Here is a 15,750-nt window from a genome sequence, read left to right as displayed (position 1 = left end):
ACGTTAAGGCATATGCATGACGTCGCATGTGCCCGACCCGCCTCCCAAACCAGACTTAACATGGAGTGGAGCATAACGTGGCAGGAACAAGGACCGCCCAACTGCGGCACGCCGCGGGAGTTGAGGACAAGGCAACCTCAAAGAAGAAGTGGGATGTCCACGAAAGGGCTGATCGCCTGGAAGTGGCGTTCAGGCGCGTCGGAGGCCAACGCGACAACATCGTTAACCTCAGCCGGTGGAAGAGCATTGGTGCAGCGGCACCGGTCTTTGCCGAGGCATTCTGCCGGGCCAACAGAAATAGCAGGGAGACGAGTAGATGCGCTTCAGCTAACAACATCCTGAGTGGCCTGGTGCGGTACCTAGCCGCTAAAGGGGTGGAGATAAACGGCCCAGACGACGTTCCGATGGACCTTGGCGAATCATTTCTAACGTATCTAAAAGGAAGGGATGCCACGAACCCGATCGTGCTTTCGGTGCAGACCCAGCGGCACTACTACGGGAACTTCAAAAAGGTGGTCCTTGCGCTGCACGAGATGGATCCACGGTGGCGGGTGATCCGCATTCCCCCAAAGCCATTCGCAGGCCTACCACGGAAGAGCAAGCCGAAAGAGCTGAACCGTGCGGCTTGGGCCAACGTCATGCGAGCGGCAGTCGAGGAATGCATGTCGACAATGGACGAAGTGTGGCCGCTTCTAGATAGGCTCCATTGTGCTATTGCTCAGAAGAAAAAGGGCGACGCTGTATCGCTAAGCGACCCGGCAGACGCGATCGCCCAGATCTTGGCAAACTTTGACGGTCACTTTCCTCGCCAAGCGGAGGTTCGCAAGCTTCCAGGCGTAGGGAAGATTCGCGAAATCGAGTACTTCCGTCTGAGGAGATTAGCGCACCCCATAGGTGGGGATCTGATTCCATTCTTCCTCGTACTGGCCTTGCACTCGGGGTTCAACGAGCAGCCACTTCGAACACTCACTCTGGATGGCATATCAGAGCACTACCCGCTTGGACGGAAAAGAATCGTAATCAAGTCCTCCAAGCACAGGGCTGGCAGGTCCGATCAGGGCGCGCCACAGCGAGCAGCCTTCCCCGCCAGCGATCACCCGCTAGCGCCGGAAAGATTGATCAGTTTCGTCATTGCTTGGACCAGGCGAATCAGAGACTACGCTGATGGCGAGCTTGCCAATGACTTCTTCCTACACGCCGTATCCGAAGGTGGGCGGAACAAGCGCCGAGGAATGCATATCGACTCCTACTCAGCCAGAACCGACGACGTGAACACGCGCGTCACCGGCTATATCACGTTGTTCTGCAAACGTCGGGGGCTTAAGTACTCCGGCTCCCGCGCAAACAGGCTTGCATTCTCCGAAGCTGTTGACTGGTTGACAGACGGTGACGTTTTCGAGCTTCGGGCAATGCTCGGCCATCGGTTGCTTTCAACGGCTCAAGACAGCTATCAGACCACCACGATGCAACATCGACAGAAGGAACAGCTCGCAGGTGCCATGACGGCGCAGGAGCGCTGGGTGACTTCAAATGGAAAGATCGATACGCGCTCCACCCGAAGTGACCGCGAGCGAACGGCGGCCACGCCGGGCTTCTCCTGTGCTGACCCGTATCAGAGTCCCCAACCGGGGCAGCGCCACGGAAAGCTCTGCAATAGCTATGGGGTCTGTCCTGCCTGCCCGCTCGCAGCGGCAGACTCAAACGAAGCCTACGCACTCGTCCGCTTCCTTCAGCTGCAGGAGCTATACGAAGAAGCTAGGGCAGAGCTCGGCATCGAGATCTGGAGGCGCAAGTTCGAGGACGCATACCTGACTCTCCGCGACTCATGGATTCCCGCAGTGAGCACGGCTGCGAACAGAGCCTCAGCAACGATGATCATGCTGACGCGCTTGCCCGGACTTGAATAGTTCCTCCAGCACCCTCAGCAGAACCCCAATACTGGAGATAGCTCCATGCCTGCAACAAGAAAGCTCGAAGCAGCACTGACCGCGAACCTGCATCCCGCGTTCCAAGTCGACTACGACAGCAATGTATGGACCTTCATACAGACCACGGTCGGCCAACAGAAGGAGTTCATCACAGTTGATTGGGCAATCCCGGTTGCGCGGGGAGAACTGCTCACAGACTACAAACACAGAGGGCTGCTCGCTGAACTGAAGTGCTACCTCATGACCGCCATCATCGAGGACACGGTGCGCATGATGGCGGGGTCTATCCCAGCTACTTACATGGGCTTGAGGGAACTGGTGAAGTTCATGGGAGAGCGGCGCATCATCTCCCTCTTCGATATCTCCACGGAAGTGAGTTGGGAGTACGTCGAAAATCTCGAAGAGCAGTACACGACGGCGGGAGGGGATGTTGGTCGAGACAGAGCGTGGACACATGCCACCGCTTACAAGCTGATCCACCCACTTACACAAATCTACGAGATCGCCGGTAGCCTGCGCGCGCGGGGCGGGCAAGCGCCACGCGAAGCGCCATTTGATGGAAGAAGGACGTATGACGTCGTGACCGGGCCGCTCGGGCTCGCTCGAGCGGGTGGATTGATGCCTGTGCCGGACGAGGTTTCAGTACCGACCCTCTCTTACGCATATGAATGGATCGACCACGGCTCGGAGGATGTGATCAGACTTCAGGCTCAAGTCATCCCGATGCTCATCAGCGCAAGAAGCGTCACGGGAGCGAGACGATTAGGGCATCTTCGTGAGATCAAACGGCACATCGAGGAGTTCCGAATGAGTCCGATCCCAGGAACCGAAACGCCTTGGCATGAGCCATTGATCGCCACGGATCGGACTGATGAGGCTGGGGATGAGCGTGAGATCAGCGGACTTCAGAGCCTCAGACGCCTGATTCTGATGACCCAGAGCGCGTGCAGTGCGTTGTTGCAAGGGTGCACTGGGATTAGAGCTCATGAACTGATAGGTCTCTCTCTTGACCATGATCCGACCCTACAGCATGGTGTGGTCAGGTCCGTGGCTTCTCTAGACGGACTGATGGAGATCTTCTCCATCTGTGGCATCTCCGCCAAGAGAGAAGCCACCCGCCATGAGTGGACTGCTGGGTTGCGTCCGTTGGGCACCAATCACCAGCCGCTTGCGTTGAAAGCCATCGATGTGTTGGTGCGGTTGATGGAGCCTTGGCGAGCGCTCTCGGGCACTAGGACTCTGATGCTCAGCTTCTCGCACGCCAAGTCTCTCCCAGTGACTGCCGATGGAGTTGGGCGGATGACGGCTTCCAGGAACTCGATACTCCAGCGAGAGTTCGCAGTCGAAGCTCTCATGAACAAGCGTGGAATCGACGTGGAACAGGCGAGGTACGAGGTAAGGTCCCTACGTCCGCAGCGATGGCGGATAACGTTCGCGCACTACGTCTTCCGATCCAAGCCGGAACTGATGCCCGCGCTGCGGACGCACTTTCGCCACATGAGCGAGCAGATCACTGATCAGGGCTACATTGGAAACGATGCAGCGCTGCTCGAGAATCTGGAAGGAGAGAGAGTCATGGAGACCTCTCGGTTCCTCGTTCAAATCACGCTTGGCAAGCCGATCGGAGGCGGACCGGCACAGAGACTTCTCATGCAGCATGCCAAATCAATGGCCAAGGCACTGTCCGGGATGGACGGAGAGACGCTGATCGATAAGGCCGTAACATACGTGAAGCTCACCGACCTACGGATATGGACCGGGACTTACGCGAGTTGCCTCATTGATATGTTGCCTGACAGTTCTAGCTGCAATCCAGAGGCAAGTCTGCTCACCATTCGCGCTGCCCCGAACTTCGGGGTACGGTCGCCCGGGCTGTGCGCGGGATGCAAGTGCTGCATCATCCTGCCAGAGCACAGGGATTTTTGGGAGGACCGCCTCCTGAGGAATCAGGCCATTGTCCAGGAAGAGCGGAATAACTCCATAGATCAGCCTTCCAAAATTGCTATGAGCCGTGTCTCTCAAAGTCGAGCAGTTCTGAAGATGATATCTAACGCTATCGAGGACGCTTCCGATCGTTCCGGCGGAAGTTGACGACGTTGGCTCCATCGTCCCTGTTGGCACTTCGCTTCTGAAGCCGGGACACTGCAAGCTGAAGAGAGGCGTTGTGGATGTTTGTCTTGTACAGAAGGGCCTTCAACCTCGCATTCTCAGCCCTTAGCTTGGCGAGCTCTTCAGTCACTGAGCCTCGCTTCTCCTCCTCAGCTAGCTCCTGAATTTTGAGCCAGACATGCCCCAGTCGAGCGTGTCTTGACCCAAAGCTTCCTCTATTCACCCCTGCCTCGGCCGCGACTGAGGTGGGTGTGATGATCCGATGACCAGCAGCCATCTTTGCTTTCAGCAGTTCATTGGTAGGGCGTCGCTTCACTAGGCGGTCAAGAGCGGCCAATGCCTTGTCCTCTACGGAGTTGGGTCTGCTCATGCTGCCTTCCGCTGATGAGTCGTTAGTCATTAGATGGCTTACGTGGTAAGGGCCGCAAGCTCGGTAAGTGGCTCCGAAGTATCGCATTCCCAGCGGGGAAACCTGGACAGGCCGCAACTTCGCCTCAAGGCCTTCACGTTATGGGCCAAGTCAGTCGAGCGCAAGGCATACGATAAGGCCAACCCCAGTACGAAGGAATGGCCGCCAGAAGCGGCGAACTGAGCCATCGAGCTGAGATACAACGATTGGTATCGGGAGCTGGCGGGGTGGTGCCACGTCGGCCTCCACTCCGTTCGTTGGGTGGGTCCAGCAGAACGCGGTCCTTCGCTAAGGTCCGCTCTTGGCCGCAGGGCGTCATGCGACCCCAAGTGGACATTCGCAAGTTGCTTACCGGGGTCCGGCATTTCACTGCTTGTTGATCTAGCCCCGGACCCCTAAGGTCGAGCCGAAACGGTGGGCTGCTGCTCCGACCGGCCGCTGTGCATAAGGTGCGTAACCGGACGCTAGGGTCGTCGCTTACCAGGAGGGAACCTTCAACTGGTCTGATCACTTCCCGTAGTTCTGGATCAAGGTTGGCCACCCGCGAACGAAGTTCTCTTGCGCGGGCGTCTCGATTGCCCCTGGACGCACTTGCCGGGTCATCTCCATAGCATCGTCTCCATCCTGCGCTGTTCCGGTATCCAGGAGAAGCATTGAGGCGACCGTTCCAGCGCGCCCCAGTCCCCCCTTGCAATGGACAACGACCCTCTTCCCTGCAAGTAGTTCCCGGGACAGAAAATTCCCAAGCGTTTTCCATTCGTCAAGTAGGCGTGCGTCGGGGGCAGCACCATCTACTATCGGCAAGCCGCGCCAAACCAGTCCGTGGGCTGCTGCACGCTCTGGCAGCGGCTGGATTCGAAGCTCCTCATACTCCCACGGTTCGATCAGCGTGATGACGTAGTCCGCGCCCCATGCGCGGATCGCGGCGAGGTCTGTGTCGATATCCCGGGCCCAGCTACCGGTCAGCGCAACTTCCTGAAACTTGCCGGGTGCGAACGTAATTCCGATCGCACCGCCCTGTGTGCCTACGGCCAACTCCGCAATGCGGATCGGGTGCGACAAACTTGTCCTGACCATATATGTCTCCTGCATCTGGAGGAGAGGTAATTCTAGTTCGAACGAGCCCTCAAGACTCGAAGATGGCCTCTCATGAAGAGCTTTGGCCCACGTGTCACCGAAGGTGCTCAGCATAATCCGCAGGCTGGCTACATCGTGGAAATCAGGATCCGCGATATCACTGCGTACCAGCAGGCTCACACCCCCGCATGTCGCTGGGCGTACCAGTAGGCTCACGATGTAGACACGAGGAATTTTTAGGAGCAATGTCAGCACCCGACACAGCTTGCTGAGGCAACTATTTAGGTGCTTGTAACGACGCTTCGAGCTTGGAATCTCAGGTGACGCAAGCAGACCTCTGGATTCACGGACATGTTCAAGACTCGGTCGATTACCAGATAGGGCGCGGAAGGATTGTCTGCGATCCCCGAGCCTACCTGGTGCGACAAGGGGAACAAGGCTTTAGGCCCGAAAAGCCGAGTTTCGACCCCAACTTTTATCATTGAGGTTTAGCCTCAAATTGTTCTCGGTCATCCAGCCGCCGCGCAGGGCGGAGGAAAGCTCCCCCCAAGGTGCTCATGCGCACTTGCCCTGCGGAACAAGATCAGACCACTGCCAAACGCCTGCATCAGAACTGATAAGAACGCCCATGGCACTCAAAGATAGGAAGCTTCTGGTACTTGACCTTGATGAAACGCTCGTCTACTCGACTGAGCGATCGTTGGATCGTCCTGCGGATCTGAGCGTTGTTGGGTATCACGTCTACAAACGCCCCCATCTCGACGCATTTTTGGACTTCGCCTTCTCAAGGTTCAGGGTCGGCGTCTGGACATCATCTGGGCAGCTCTACGCCGAACCACTGGTTGCACAGCTGATGCCGAACCGTCCTGTCGAGTTCGTCTGGTCGTCCGGCAGGTGCAGCTTGGTGAGGGATTGGGAAGAAGGCGGTTACTCAACCCAGAAGCGGCTCGCGAAGCTGAAGAAGCATGGATTCCAGCTGGAACAGATCATCGGAATTGATGACACAGCCAGCAAGTACGCTCGGAACTACGGAAACTTGGTTCTGGCTCAGGAGTTCACCGGCGATTTGTCAGACGATGAGTTGCTACATCTAATCCAGTATTTGGACATGCTCGAAGCAGAACCAAACATCCGCGCAGTCGAGAAGCGCAGATGGCGGGATCGACTGTACCAGCAGGAGGATCAGCAGCCTGGGTCGTTCAAGGCGTGAGATCTGTGAAGTTTTGGTCACAGCCACTGGTAATCCCCCCGCTTTTAGCGGTCGCCAAAAGTGGAACTACGCTGCCAGCGCAAGCTTCTGCATTGGCGTGATGCCGCCGAGCGCCATGTTTGGGCGCTCGTGGTTGTAAGTCAATAGCCAACGAGTGGCGATGTCCTGGCCCTGTTCGATGTCATTGAACAGATTGCTGGCAAGCCAAGCGTAACGCACGGTCCGGTTGTAGCGCTCGATGTAGGCGTTCTGCTGAGGATTGCCTGGCGGGATGTAGAGCAGTGCAATGTCTTGCCGCTCGGCCCATGCTTGCAGCGCTCCGCTGATGTACTCGGGCCCGTTGTCGCAGCGTATGGCGCGGGGCTTTCCGCGCCATTGAATGACCTGTTCCAAGCTGCGGATGACGCGCGCCGCAGGCAAGGAGATGTCGACCTCCATCGCCAGTCCCTGACGGTTGAAGTCATCCAGTACGTTGAGCATCCGGAAGCTGCGTCCATCAGCCAACCGGTCGTGCATGAAATCCATCGACCATGTCTGGTTGACCGCCTCAGGCACCGCCAAAGGCTCCGGCACTTCCCGGACGATGCGCTTGCGCGGCTTGATGCGCAGATTCAGCTCCAAATCGCGATAGATCCGATACACGCGCTTGTGGTTCCAAGCGAAGCCCTTCACGTTGCGTAGGTGCAGCAAGCACATGTAATGACCGGGCCGGTCGGGTGCTATCCAGGTTCAGCCACTTGAGCGCAGTGGCTTGAGTCACGGGGATGGCGTACTCCAGCATGTTGCCGCCCGCGGCAACCTTGGCGCGATAGAAGCCGATCAACCGAGATCGTCGCCAGAAAGTCTAAGCCCGCAGAAAGAAGGCCATGGCCAACCAGGGCTAGTGGATCCCACGCAAGCGGTGGGTTGGAACAGCGCCTTCACATCGAGACGGCACTACTGAAAGAGATTGCCTTGAATCGATTGTGGTGGAAGGGGCTCCCTGACGGGAAAATTACCAGATTCACTCCGCCTGGGTGGGCCGCACTTGGGAAGATTAGTCCGTCGATGGAAACGCCATCGCCTCGGGAAAAAGACTGAGCCACGTACTCACAAACAATCTGCGAGGGGACGTAGTCAATATGTTCTCTGCCATCCTTATCGACAGGCTGTGTGATTGCCGTCACGAAGCCGGCCAAGAACAGCGCCCTGATGCGCTCAGACCTTAGGTCAGTTGCAAAGACAGAGGGCGCTCGGGGAAGCTCCACTAGGTCCACAACGTTAAGCAATCGATCGGTACGGAAGACCGCGGCCGCGGGCAACGTGCCTTCGGGAGCCGTGCCGATCTCCGCAAGGGCGGTTTTCGCATCGAACGCGGCATAGAAGTATGGGATCCCTGCAGGGTTCATACGGCCGGCCGTGGCCCGCTCTTTCGGAGGCGGCCCTAGGGTCGACCCTGATACCTCAATGGATCCGTCAGCCGGGAGATACCTTGCCCTGTAGAGTTCCGTCCCGGTATCGAGCGTCCTGATCAAGGAGCTTATTTCCACACCGACGACGTCCAGCATGTCGGCGACGGGTATCTCCTGCAAGTCCGTATCCGTACGAACGTTTCGGAAGTTGAATCGAGTCTGATGCTTCACCGCATAGGAGAAGCTCTTCCAAGAGTGGAGCATGAGCTCCTCGTCCTGGACATCCGCCCAATGCCCGCGCGCAGCTTCAACCCAGTATCCAGTGACATCAGCCTCGACAATATCCTCACGCAGCGCGTCGGCCGGGTAGAAGCCGAGCACGTCCAGAACATCGTCCGTGTCTAGGGTGGGAACGATCCACCCTCCGTCCATCCAGGGGGTACCCGCATTTGCAGGCTCGGCGTAGTACTTTCCCACCACTTCGTAGAGATGTTCTTGAACGTGTTCGACAGGAAGAACAGGGATGCTGCACTTGTCACAGTAGTCGCACTCGCCTTGGCCAATGTTGGCCTTCGACAGTCGCCAGATATCTGCCTGATTCAGGCAATCCTCGCAGGTGCTCCCCTCGATGGAGCTCCAGCCTCTCTCCTGATCCTCCATCCATTCGTGCTTTGCCCGTCCCATTGTCACGCCCCCGAGCAACCCATGCTGGCGCAAGTATAGCTACGGAGAGCGATGTCTTTGGTCGAGCGCGCTTCCCGAACATCACTTCTCCGCGGCCGGTCCTTGGGGCGGCTTCCAAAAGGGCCGCCAGATCCAACGCCGGTCCCAGGCACTGGGTAGCCGCTACTCATATCGGAGGCAATTCAGTTCTGGAGGGCAAGCCCAGGGCGCCTAAGTGCTTAAAACACAGAGGGGGCAGCTAGGGGCTTGGTATGCGCAATCTAACTGCCAGTCGCGCAATTTATGAACCAGTCGCGTTAAATGTGACTCGTGACAGCATTCGAGCGCATCCTGGCCACGGCGGCACGGAGCGTTGCAGGCAGGTTCGGCTGCTCCTGACTAATCTCAAACAGCCCCCGCACAAAGGCATCGTATCGCTCGAATGGGATTTGCTCGCGCCCAGGGGTCGCACAGAGTTCCACCAATTACGCCAACCTATGCTCGGCCCATGCCAGATAGGTCGGTCTCGTACCGGCACGTCCGTTCCCCCCTAAGGCCGCCGCGCAGCGATAACATTGTCGTCGCTTTCGGTAGTCCCGACCGCTCGGCTGTGCGTACCCGAGACGCGCTGCGTTTCGTGCTCGCCAATGCCCCTGCATAGGAACAGGAGGAGTCATTGGCTGCTTAGCTTTGCCAAGCGATCGCACAGCTTCGGTCGACCCCTGAGCTTGCCGGTATTGCCTCAGCTTGAACCATGAGCTCACCCGCCTCATCAGGTGAGCACGGCCGTCATTTCGAGTAACGACCACAGGTTGCCCAGCTCTACCTAGCGGAGTGTCATCGGCGAGTTCGTTGGAAGTAGTCGCCAGCTATCTGAGCCTTGGCTGAGGCCGAAAAGGATCGTGATCATGGGTGCCCAGTCGGTCGGGGGGTCGGCGGGTCAGGACGCCGCAAAGCGCTGCCAAGACTAGTCCAACCGTCTTCAGAACCTATCTCAAAGGGGGCATCATAGGCAGGACCGGCCAGACAATCTAATAAAAACAATAAGTTACGCGACTTCTCGTGAAATCATGCCCGTGGTCGACTGTTCAGAATATTTCTATGTAGGAATGGCATAATTTCCACATAGATCTCCATGGGGAGGTCAGGAGTAGGGCAATGTCATCGCCAACCACCTTCAAATTTGATGAAAAGCTGACCGCCACGCTAGAAGAGCTGAAGACCGCAACTGGTGCCTCAACTAAGGCGGAAATTGTTCGCCGCGCAATCGCTCTCTTGAAGGTCGTACAAGACGCCAAAGAATCCGGCGGAGAAGTCGTTATCCGCACCGATGATGGATCGAATGGAAAGACAGAGCGGCTTATCGTAATGCCGTAATTGGCTGACCCGGGGGGGGCGGAATGAATACTGAAGCACGCGAAGGATTAGCCAACGATGCGGTTTCGATTGCAGAGATGGCGGGCGCGTTGGGAGGTGTCGAGGAGGCACCTCCTATTGAGGAAGGACCGCTCTATCTGACGACCGAGATGGCTCGGGTAGGTGGGGCACAAGAGTTGCATCCCAAAGATCGGGCGCGCCTGGTGATGGCCTACTGGGTACTCGGCGCTGTTTTGTTCCTTATGGTTCTTTCTGCAGTCGCGTATGTAGGCGTCTCATGCAGTCCTTCTGAGGCGGCCAAGGAGGTCTTTGAGTTCGTAAAGGGCTTCGGACCTCCATTGGTGACCCTGGTGCTTGGCTTCTACTTCAGAGACGCATTCTCAGGGTCGGAATCATGACCGCGAGAGTCGACGGACCGGCAGACAAGCTACTTGGGATGACCCTGCTAGGCGAGTGGCTTGTCGTTGAGCGTGTAGTCCGAAACAGCACCCGTAGTGGGGAGCCACGCTCTAGCTGTTACCGAGCAACTAACGCCGAGGGCGCTCAGGCGTTCGTCAAAGCGTTCGACTTCTGGTACGAAGACGTTGCCGGCGACCCGCTGAGCTTGGAGCGCATGGTGCGAGAGTTCAATCACGAACACACGGTCCATAAGATCTGTCGCGACAAGAAGCTGTCACGGGTAACCAGGATCTTCGACGCGTCCAAAGTCATCGTCGAAGGGTTCGCGGTGCACTTTCTAGTGTGCGAATACGCACCAAAGTCCTTCGCGGACGCGCTGCCGCCAGGTGACAGCACTGTACCGGCGTGGGAAAGGCTATCTGCCTTGCATAAGGTTGCGGCCGGCCTGGCCCAGCTCCACGGCCTGGACGTTGCGCACCAGGACATCAAACCGACGAACGCGGTTAGTTTTGCATGTGGAAGCGTCAAGGTCACTGACTTGGGCAGTAGTTCCTGCCGCTCAATTCCGCCCGCCCCACATGATGATTTCAGTTTCTGCGGTCAGCCGAACTATGCCCCGTATGAGCTCCTGTACGACCAGGTCGGACCTTGGGTCCAACGCAGATTCGGTTGCGACATGTTCTTACTCGGAAATCTCGCGTACACATCCTTTACAGGATATTCGCTGACAGCAATGCTGACCGGTAGTCTTCAGGAGTCGCTGCGGCACACTTCTCCGACGGCCGAGTATCAGTTGGCGCTTCCCTACCTTGTCGAGAAGCACCATGAGTGGGCTCCACTATTCCTCGCTCAGGCAGATACCGTGCCCGAGATCATATTGGAAGAACTTACGAGTCTAATCCTTACGACATGCCACCCTGACCCCGCAGAGCGCGGCGTAGCACTGAATGGCAGAAATCCAAAGGTTCAGTACAGCGTCCAGCGCTGCGTCTCGGCGTTCGATCTGATGTCCAGGAAGTGTCGAGTCAGGGCAAGCCATGTCTGAGAATGCAATTGAAGGGGCTCTCCACCAGCGCTTCATGCTGCCACGCTGGCGTTCACCAGAAGAGTCTACTGAGGAGACAAAAGCCTTAAGACCTCGCACGGAGCTACCCAAGCGACAAGGCTGGGTAGATCAGTTGCTTGGCGATTTCGATCGCAATCCTAGTGCGTTCTCAGGCAGGGAGCTCATTGAGACCGCCGAAATAGTCGGTCACCAGCTACCTGAAGATGTGCTTGTAAGAGTTCACGAAGCTGGGGTTCGGCCAGTCAAGACAAGCATGGATGCCGCTACCGGAAATCTTCTAGAAGACATTCCTGCGGATCAAGCCCGCATTGGAGCCTTGCGTGCGACGCTGGCGAAGCAACCGCGACAGGCGCTTGCGTGGACTGAGCTGTCGAGGCACTACCTTGCACAAGGCTCGACCGAAAAGTCTGAGAAGGCAATGCTATGTGCCCTGGACATCGCACCCAGTCACCGCTATGTCCTAAGGTCAGCCGCTCGGTTATTTGCTCATATGGGCGAGCCAGATCATGCGGTCTATGCTCTCAAGAAGAGCGGAAGGGTGCTGCGTGATCCTTGGTTGCTCTCCGCGGAAATCGCACTTCACAGTGTGATGCAGAAGTCGTCATCCAGCATCAAATCCGCCCAGAGCATGCTTGAAGCAAGGGCAGAGGCACCGCGGCATCTGGCAGAACTTGCTGCAGCGATGGGCTCGCTCGAGCACAAGAACGGAAGAAGCAAGCACGCTAAGCGCTTGTTCTCTCAATCGCTTGAGGATCCAAACGAGAACTCGGTAGCACAGGTGCTGCACGTCGCACAAAACGATGTAAGCATCAAAGTACCGGAGCAGCTTCTTAATAGGCCCCACACATTTGAGGCAATGGCTAGGTTCGCGTTTGCCAACGGCCAATACGAGAAATCCCTCCATCAATTCACGCGCTGGCTCATCGATGAACCATTCGACGTAAGGCCTGCAGTCGCGGGTTCGTGCCTGAGCTTTGATATGAACCTCGCGCAGAAGACCATCGACATTGCTGGATTGGGCCTCAGGTGCGATCCGCACAACTCGAATCTGTTCAACAACAGGGCCGTGGCGTACGCTTACTGTGGCCAACTGGACAAGTCTTTTGCGGACATCCAGAATGCGTTGCGCCTAGATAGAAGTAGTCCTCAGCTGCTCGCGACCATCGGCCTCCTCGCGTACAGATCAGGTGCAGACGATCTCGGACTGAGAATGTATAGCACCGCGATTGGGTGGCTGGTGCAGCTGAAAGAGAGAACAGCGGCCATGCGCGCCTACCTTTACTGGCTCCGCGAGAGCGTCCGCACTGGCGCGACAAGTGGCGAGGCTGAGCTCGAATCTGTTCGTACTGCGGTGCTCTCATGGACAAAGCGCGAGCAGGAGTCAGAGGTGCAGGGTCTGATCAAGGCGGTCGAGGACACCATTGAGGGTCGCTGGAAGGGATTGGAACTCATTGATCCTATCGAGACCGGCTACTGCGCATCAGACCTAGAGCAGCTTGAGAGTCGATGCGCAGTTCCAGAAGAGGCACATGCGATCTGCGCTAGGATCTCTGAAAGCAGTGTGCCCAGTGCCGAAGCGGCAGATCGGCACTCCCGATAGCGAGGGACATTTCAGTGCTTTCCCACCGATAGCCCCGACCAGCGTCCGAGCCCATGAGGGTCCGTGGTACGGCCGCCCTGGTCAGCAAGACTCGTAGCCCTACCTAAGTACGAAGTGCCGGATGTTGAAGCGACGCGTAAAGGATAATGGAGCCAGGACATGACTGCGAGCTGGGATGCGCCCCCTAAGCCGACGTCTGAGGAAGCGTTCAACAGCATGATGCTGGGGATTGATCAGCACCTGAACGTACTGGACCTTCACGTCCATCAGCGGCCGTTTCATGCCGTAGCGCTGATCGCCAGGGCATACGGAACGGGTGAGCTGATAAATCTCTTCGATAGGGCGACTAAAGACGTAGACCCCTACTCCGTGTCTGGTCTCATGAACCAAGCTCGGGAATGGTATGACCTCCGCTTCGGAGACGACATCAAGATCCTACCCACCATTGGATACTTCCTGGTGCCGCTGGAGCATCGCGTCTGGAAGGTACGGGCACCTGGTGGATACGGCGATCTAATCCTTGTTTGCGATCGCCAGCTTCAAGCGGGACCGCCGCGAAACGTCATCAGCCGTGCGCCGATTCAGGTAAACATGCTCGACTGCTTTGAGGGAATGACGCAGGCATATGCCACATCGTTGACTGATGACGCCATCGAGAGGATCGAGGAGGCATTCATGATTGGGCTAGATGCACTTTCGCTGCTGGATGTGCTGGCTCATTACGATGAGCCGCTATTCGATCAAGCCAGAGCGGACTACATTCACAGCGTGGAAGCACTGGTGAGCCTCGAGCGAAGCTACGGAAAGTCCCGGCGCGACACGGCAACGAGCGCTGAGAAGGTGATGAAGGGTCTCCTTGCTGTCAGGAAGATACCCTTCAAGCTAAGCCATAACTTGAGCGCGTTGGCGGAGTCACTACGGAAGGAGGCTGGTCTCAACGTCAATGCATCGCTCGCTGCTAAGATCGGCACTGACGCAAGCGTGAGCTACGACAAGCCCGTGACCAAGAGCGAGGCGCTAGAGGCACACACCAATCTCCAGGGATTGCTATCGTCGCTCCTGCCCCAGATCGTACGCGGATAGGACGGGAACTCAGCCTGTCCGCGCCGTGAAGCATCCCGTCATCCGCGAGACGCGAAACATGTACTACTTGTACAAACGCAGCAAGTCCTCCGACAAGATCGAGCAAGGCGCGTTCAATTTCGACCATTATTGAGGCAGGCTAGAAGGAAAGGAGTCGGTGGGGGAGAGGAGTCTTTTCCACATGGCGATCTTCACGTTCAAAGTCAGCGCCTGGTCCCTCTCGGATGCATCGCGCCACCGGTGACCCTCTGTCCAGTGCGTCGGCCCTGTATAGATTCCGAGGCCAGGAGTGGCTGGCCACGGCCATGCTGACCCTAACCTGCCCTGGATTGCCCTGAGCTAGGAGGCGTTGAGCCGTCTCTCCGCGGTTAGTGTCTTTAGGAATTCAGCATTCGAGGGCACCGTAATGAACACATTTCCTCGAACACATATAGTGTTGGTGCTCCTACTGTTTCGCGCGGCCGACGCATGCCTATCTGAACCTGTCGCCGGGGCTGGATTTCGAAACCAAGATCTTCGCCAAGACCAATGCTGCCGACGTGTTGCGGCGCGAGCTGTCCAAGCCCGGCTATGTGCCGCAGCCGATTGCCTTGGGCATCAACACTGATGCGTATCAGCCAATCGAACGCAAGCTGGGCATAACCCGCCAGCTGATCGAGGTGATGCAGGAAACCCGGCATCCGTTCTCGCTGATCACCAAGAACGCGCTGGTCGAGCGCGACATGGATCTGCTCGCGCCCTTGGCCGAGCAGCAACTGGTCAGTGTGCATTTCTCGGTGACCTCACTGGACCCGCATCTGTCGGCCAAGCTCGAGCCGCGCGCATCGGCACCGCATGCACGGCTGCGTGCGATGCGCCGCTTGAGTGATGCCGGCATTCCGGTCGGGGTGATGGTGGCGCCAGTGATTCCGTGGATCAACGACGCCGAGCTGGAATCGGTGCTGGAAGCCTCACGCGATGCCGGCGCCAGCAGCGCCGGTTACGTACTGCTGCGCCTGCCCTACGAAGTTGCCCCGCTGTTCCGCGATTGGCTGGATGCGCATTACCCACAGCGCGCGGAACACGTGATGAGCACCATCAACCAGTTGCGCGGCGGCAAGGACTACGACAGTCAGTTCGGCAAGCGCATGCGTGGCGAGGGTGTGTATGCCGACCTGCTGGCAAACCGTTTCAAGCTGGCCAGCAAGCGACTGGGTTTCAACGCATCGCGCCAGCAGTGGCCGTGGCTGGACTGCAGCAAGTTCATCGCCCCGCTGCCGCCGAAGAAGCCCTCGCTGCAGGGCGAATTGTTCTGAGCCCAACCTGTAATGCCGAGCCATGCTCGGCAGCGCGTCGTATCGGTTGTGGGGGGGGGGGGGGGGGGGGGGGGGCCCCCGCGGGCCGCGCCCCCGCCACCGCACGCGGCCCGCGCACCGCCCCCCCGCACCCGGGGCGGGCC

11 protein-coding genes and 2 pseudogenes are annotated in these 15,750 nt (G+C 57.8%); 9 read left to right on the top strand and 4 right to left on the bottom strand.

Going from position 1 to position 15,750, the window contains the following annotated elements:
* The first annotated feature begins 77 nt into the window (after nucleotides 1-77).
* Nucleotides 78-1,907 carry a hypothetical protein gene (locus ACVOMF_RS04630; protein ID WP_481508219.1) on the top strand — a complete coding sequence of 610 codons (1,830 nt, stop codon included), beginning with the start codon at nucleotides 78-80 and terminating at the stop codon, nucleotides 1,905-1,907.
* A 45-nt stretch (nucleotides 1,908-1,952) separates the two neighbouring features.
* Nucleotides 1,953-4,019 carry an integrase gene (locus ACVOMF_RS04625; RefSeq protein WP_481508218.1) on the top strand — a complete coding sequence of 689 codons (2,067 nt, stop codon included), beginning with the start codon at nucleotides 1,953-1,955 and terminating at the stop codon, nucleotides 4,017-4,019.
* On the opposite strand, the gene ACVOMF_RS04620 is transcribed toward ACVOMF_RS04625, so the two are convergent.
* Both ACVOMF_RS04620 and ACVOMF_RS04615 read right to left on the bottom strand, forming a co-directional pair.
* Nucleotides 3,982-4,407 carry a hypothetical protein gene (locus ACVOMF_RS04620; RefSeq protein ID WP_481508217.1) on the bottom strand — a complete coding sequence of 142 codons (426 nt, stop codon included), beginning with the start codon at nucleotides 4,405-4,407 and terminating at the stop codon, nucleotides 3,982-3,984. The genes ACVOMF_RS04625 and ACVOMF_RS04620 overlap by 38 nt on opposite strands.
* Before the next feature lie 546 nt (nucleotides 4,408-4,953).
* Complete coding sequence (locus ACVOMF_RS04615) at nucleotides 4,954-5,703, bottom strand: cyclin-dependent kinase inhibitor 3 family protein (protein ID WP_481508216.1); 750 nt, start codon at nucleotides 5,701-5,703, stop codon at nucleotides 4,954-4,956.
* Nucleotides 5,704-6,151: 448 nt separating this feature from the next.
* Between ACVOMF_RS04615 and ACVOMF_RS04610 the strand changes: the two genes are divergently transcribed.
* Nucleotides 6,152-6,733 (top strand): NIF family HAD-type phosphatase, encoded by a 582-nt coding sequence (locus ACVOMF_RS04610; RefSeq protein WP_481508215.1) that lies wholly within the window; start codon nucleotides 6,152-6,154, stop codon nucleotides 6,731-6,733.
* Nucleotides 6,734-6,799: 66 nt separating this feature from the next.
* Here the strand turns inward: ACVOMF_RS04610 and ACVOMF_RS04605 are convergent.
* Nucleotides 6,800-7,438, bottom strand: a pseudogene (locus tag ACVOMF_RS04605) (IS3 family transposase); the annotation flags it as partial.
* 215 nt (nucleotides 7,439-7,653) lie between these two features.
* The gene (locus ACVOMF_RS04600) at nucleotides 7,654-8,784 is read right to left on the bottom strand and encodes a HEPN-associated N-terminal domain-containing protein (RefSeq protein ID WP_481508214.1); all 1,131 of its coding nucleotides are present in this window, start codon (nucleotides 8,782-8,784) and stop codon (nucleotides 7,654-7,656) included.
* 1,161 nt (nucleotides 8,785-9,945) lie between these two features.
* Between ACVOMF_RS04600 and ACVOMF_RS04595 the strand changes: the two genes are divergently transcribed.
* From ACVOMF_RS04595 to ACVOMF_RS04570, 6 genes and pseudogenes are all read left to right on the top strand, one after another.
* Nucleotides 9,946-10,164, top strand: a complete 219-nt coding sequence (locus tag ACVOMF_RS04595) for a ribbon-helix-helix domain-containing protein (RefSeq protein ID WP_481508213.1) — start codon at nucleotides 9,946-9,948, stop codon at nucleotides 10,162-10,164.
* A 23-nt stretch (nucleotides 10,165-10,187) separates the two neighbouring features.
* Complete coding sequence (locus ACVOMF_RS04590) at nucleotides 10,188-10,562, top strand: hypothetical protein (RefSeq protein WP_481508212.1); 375 nt, start codon at nucleotides 10,188-10,190, stop codon at nucleotides 10,560-10,562.
* Complete coding sequence (locus ACVOMF_RS04585; protein WP_481508211.1) at nucleotides 10,559-11,608, top strand: protein kinase domain-containing protein; 1,050 nt, start codon at nucleotides 10,559-10,561, stop codon at nucleotides 11,606-11,608. Before ACVOMF_RS04590 ends, ACVOMF_RS04585 begins: the two co-directional genes overlap by 4 nt.
* On the top strand, nucleotides 11,601-13,229 hold the full coding sequence (locus tag ACVOMF_RS04580; RefSeq protein ID WP_481508210.1) for a tetratricopeptide repeat protein: 1,629 nt from the start codon (nucleotides 11,601-11,603) through the stop codon (nucleotides 13,227-13,229). The genes ACVOMF_RS04585 and ACVOMF_RS04580 overlap by 8 nt, the downstream gene beginning before the upstream one ends.
* Before the next feature lie 159 nt (nucleotides 13,230-13,388).
* Complete coding sequence (locus tag ACVOMF_RS04575) at nucleotides 13,389-14,312, top strand: HEPN domain-containing protein (RefSeq protein WP_481508209.1); 924 nt, start codon at nucleotides 13,389-13,391, stop codon at nucleotides 14,310-14,312.
* Between the two features lie 440 nt (nucleotides 14,313-14,752).
* Nucleotides 14,753-15,607: pseudogene (locus ACVOMF_RS04570) on the top strand (PA0069 family radical SAM protein); the annotation flags it as partial.
* Nucleotides 15,608-15,750: the final 143 nt, after the last annotated feature.

It is taken from the genome of Stenotrophomonas sp. STEN022, from assembly GCF_056760155.1.
Note: the sequence above shows the minus strand (reverse complement) of the source record. Positions and strands in the feature narration are given on the sequence as shown.

What these genes read in the sequence shown, in the direction of transcription:
- ACVOMF_RS04625 (WP_481508218.1), top strand. Translation starts at nt 1,953, where the DNA reads ATGCCTGCAACAAGAAAGCTCGAAGCAGCACTGACCGCGAACCTGCAT.
- ACVOMF_RS04620 (WP_481508217.1), bottom strand. Translation starts at nt 4,407, where the DNA reads ATGAGCAGACCCAACTCCGTAGAGGACAAGGCATTGGCCGCTCTTGAC.
- ACVOMF_RS04610 (WP_481508215.1), top strand. Translation starts at nt 6,152, where the DNA reads ATGGCACTCAAAGATAGGAAGCTTCTGGTACTTGACCTTGATGAAACG.
- ACVOMF_RS04600 (WP_481508214.1), bottom strand. Translation starts at nt 8,784, where the DNA reads ATGGAGGATCAGGAGAGAGGCTGGAGCTCCATCGAGGGGAGCACCTGC.
- ACVOMF_RS04595 (WP_481508213.1), top strand. Translation starts at nt 9,946, where the DNA reads ATGTCATCGCCAACCACCTTCAAATTTGATGAAAAGCTGACCGCCACG.
- ACVOMF_RS04590 (WP_481508212.1), top strand. Translation starts at nt 10,188, where the DNA reads ATGAATACTGAAGCACGCGAAGGATTAGCCAACGATGCGGTTTCGATT.
- ACVOMF_RS04585 (WP_481508211.1), top strand. Translation starts at nt 10,559, where the DNA reads ATGACCGCGAGAGTCGACGGACCGGCAGACAAGCTACTTGGGATGACC.
- ACVOMF_RS04580 (WP_481508210.1), top strand. Translation starts at nt 11,601, where the DNA reads ATGTCTGAGAATGCAATTGAAGGGGCTCTCCACCAGCGCTTCATGCTG.
- ACVOMF_RS04575 (WP_481508209.1), top strand. Translation starts at nt 13,389, where the DNA reads ATGACTGCGAGCTGGGATGCGCCCCCTAAGCCGACGTCTGAGGAAGCG.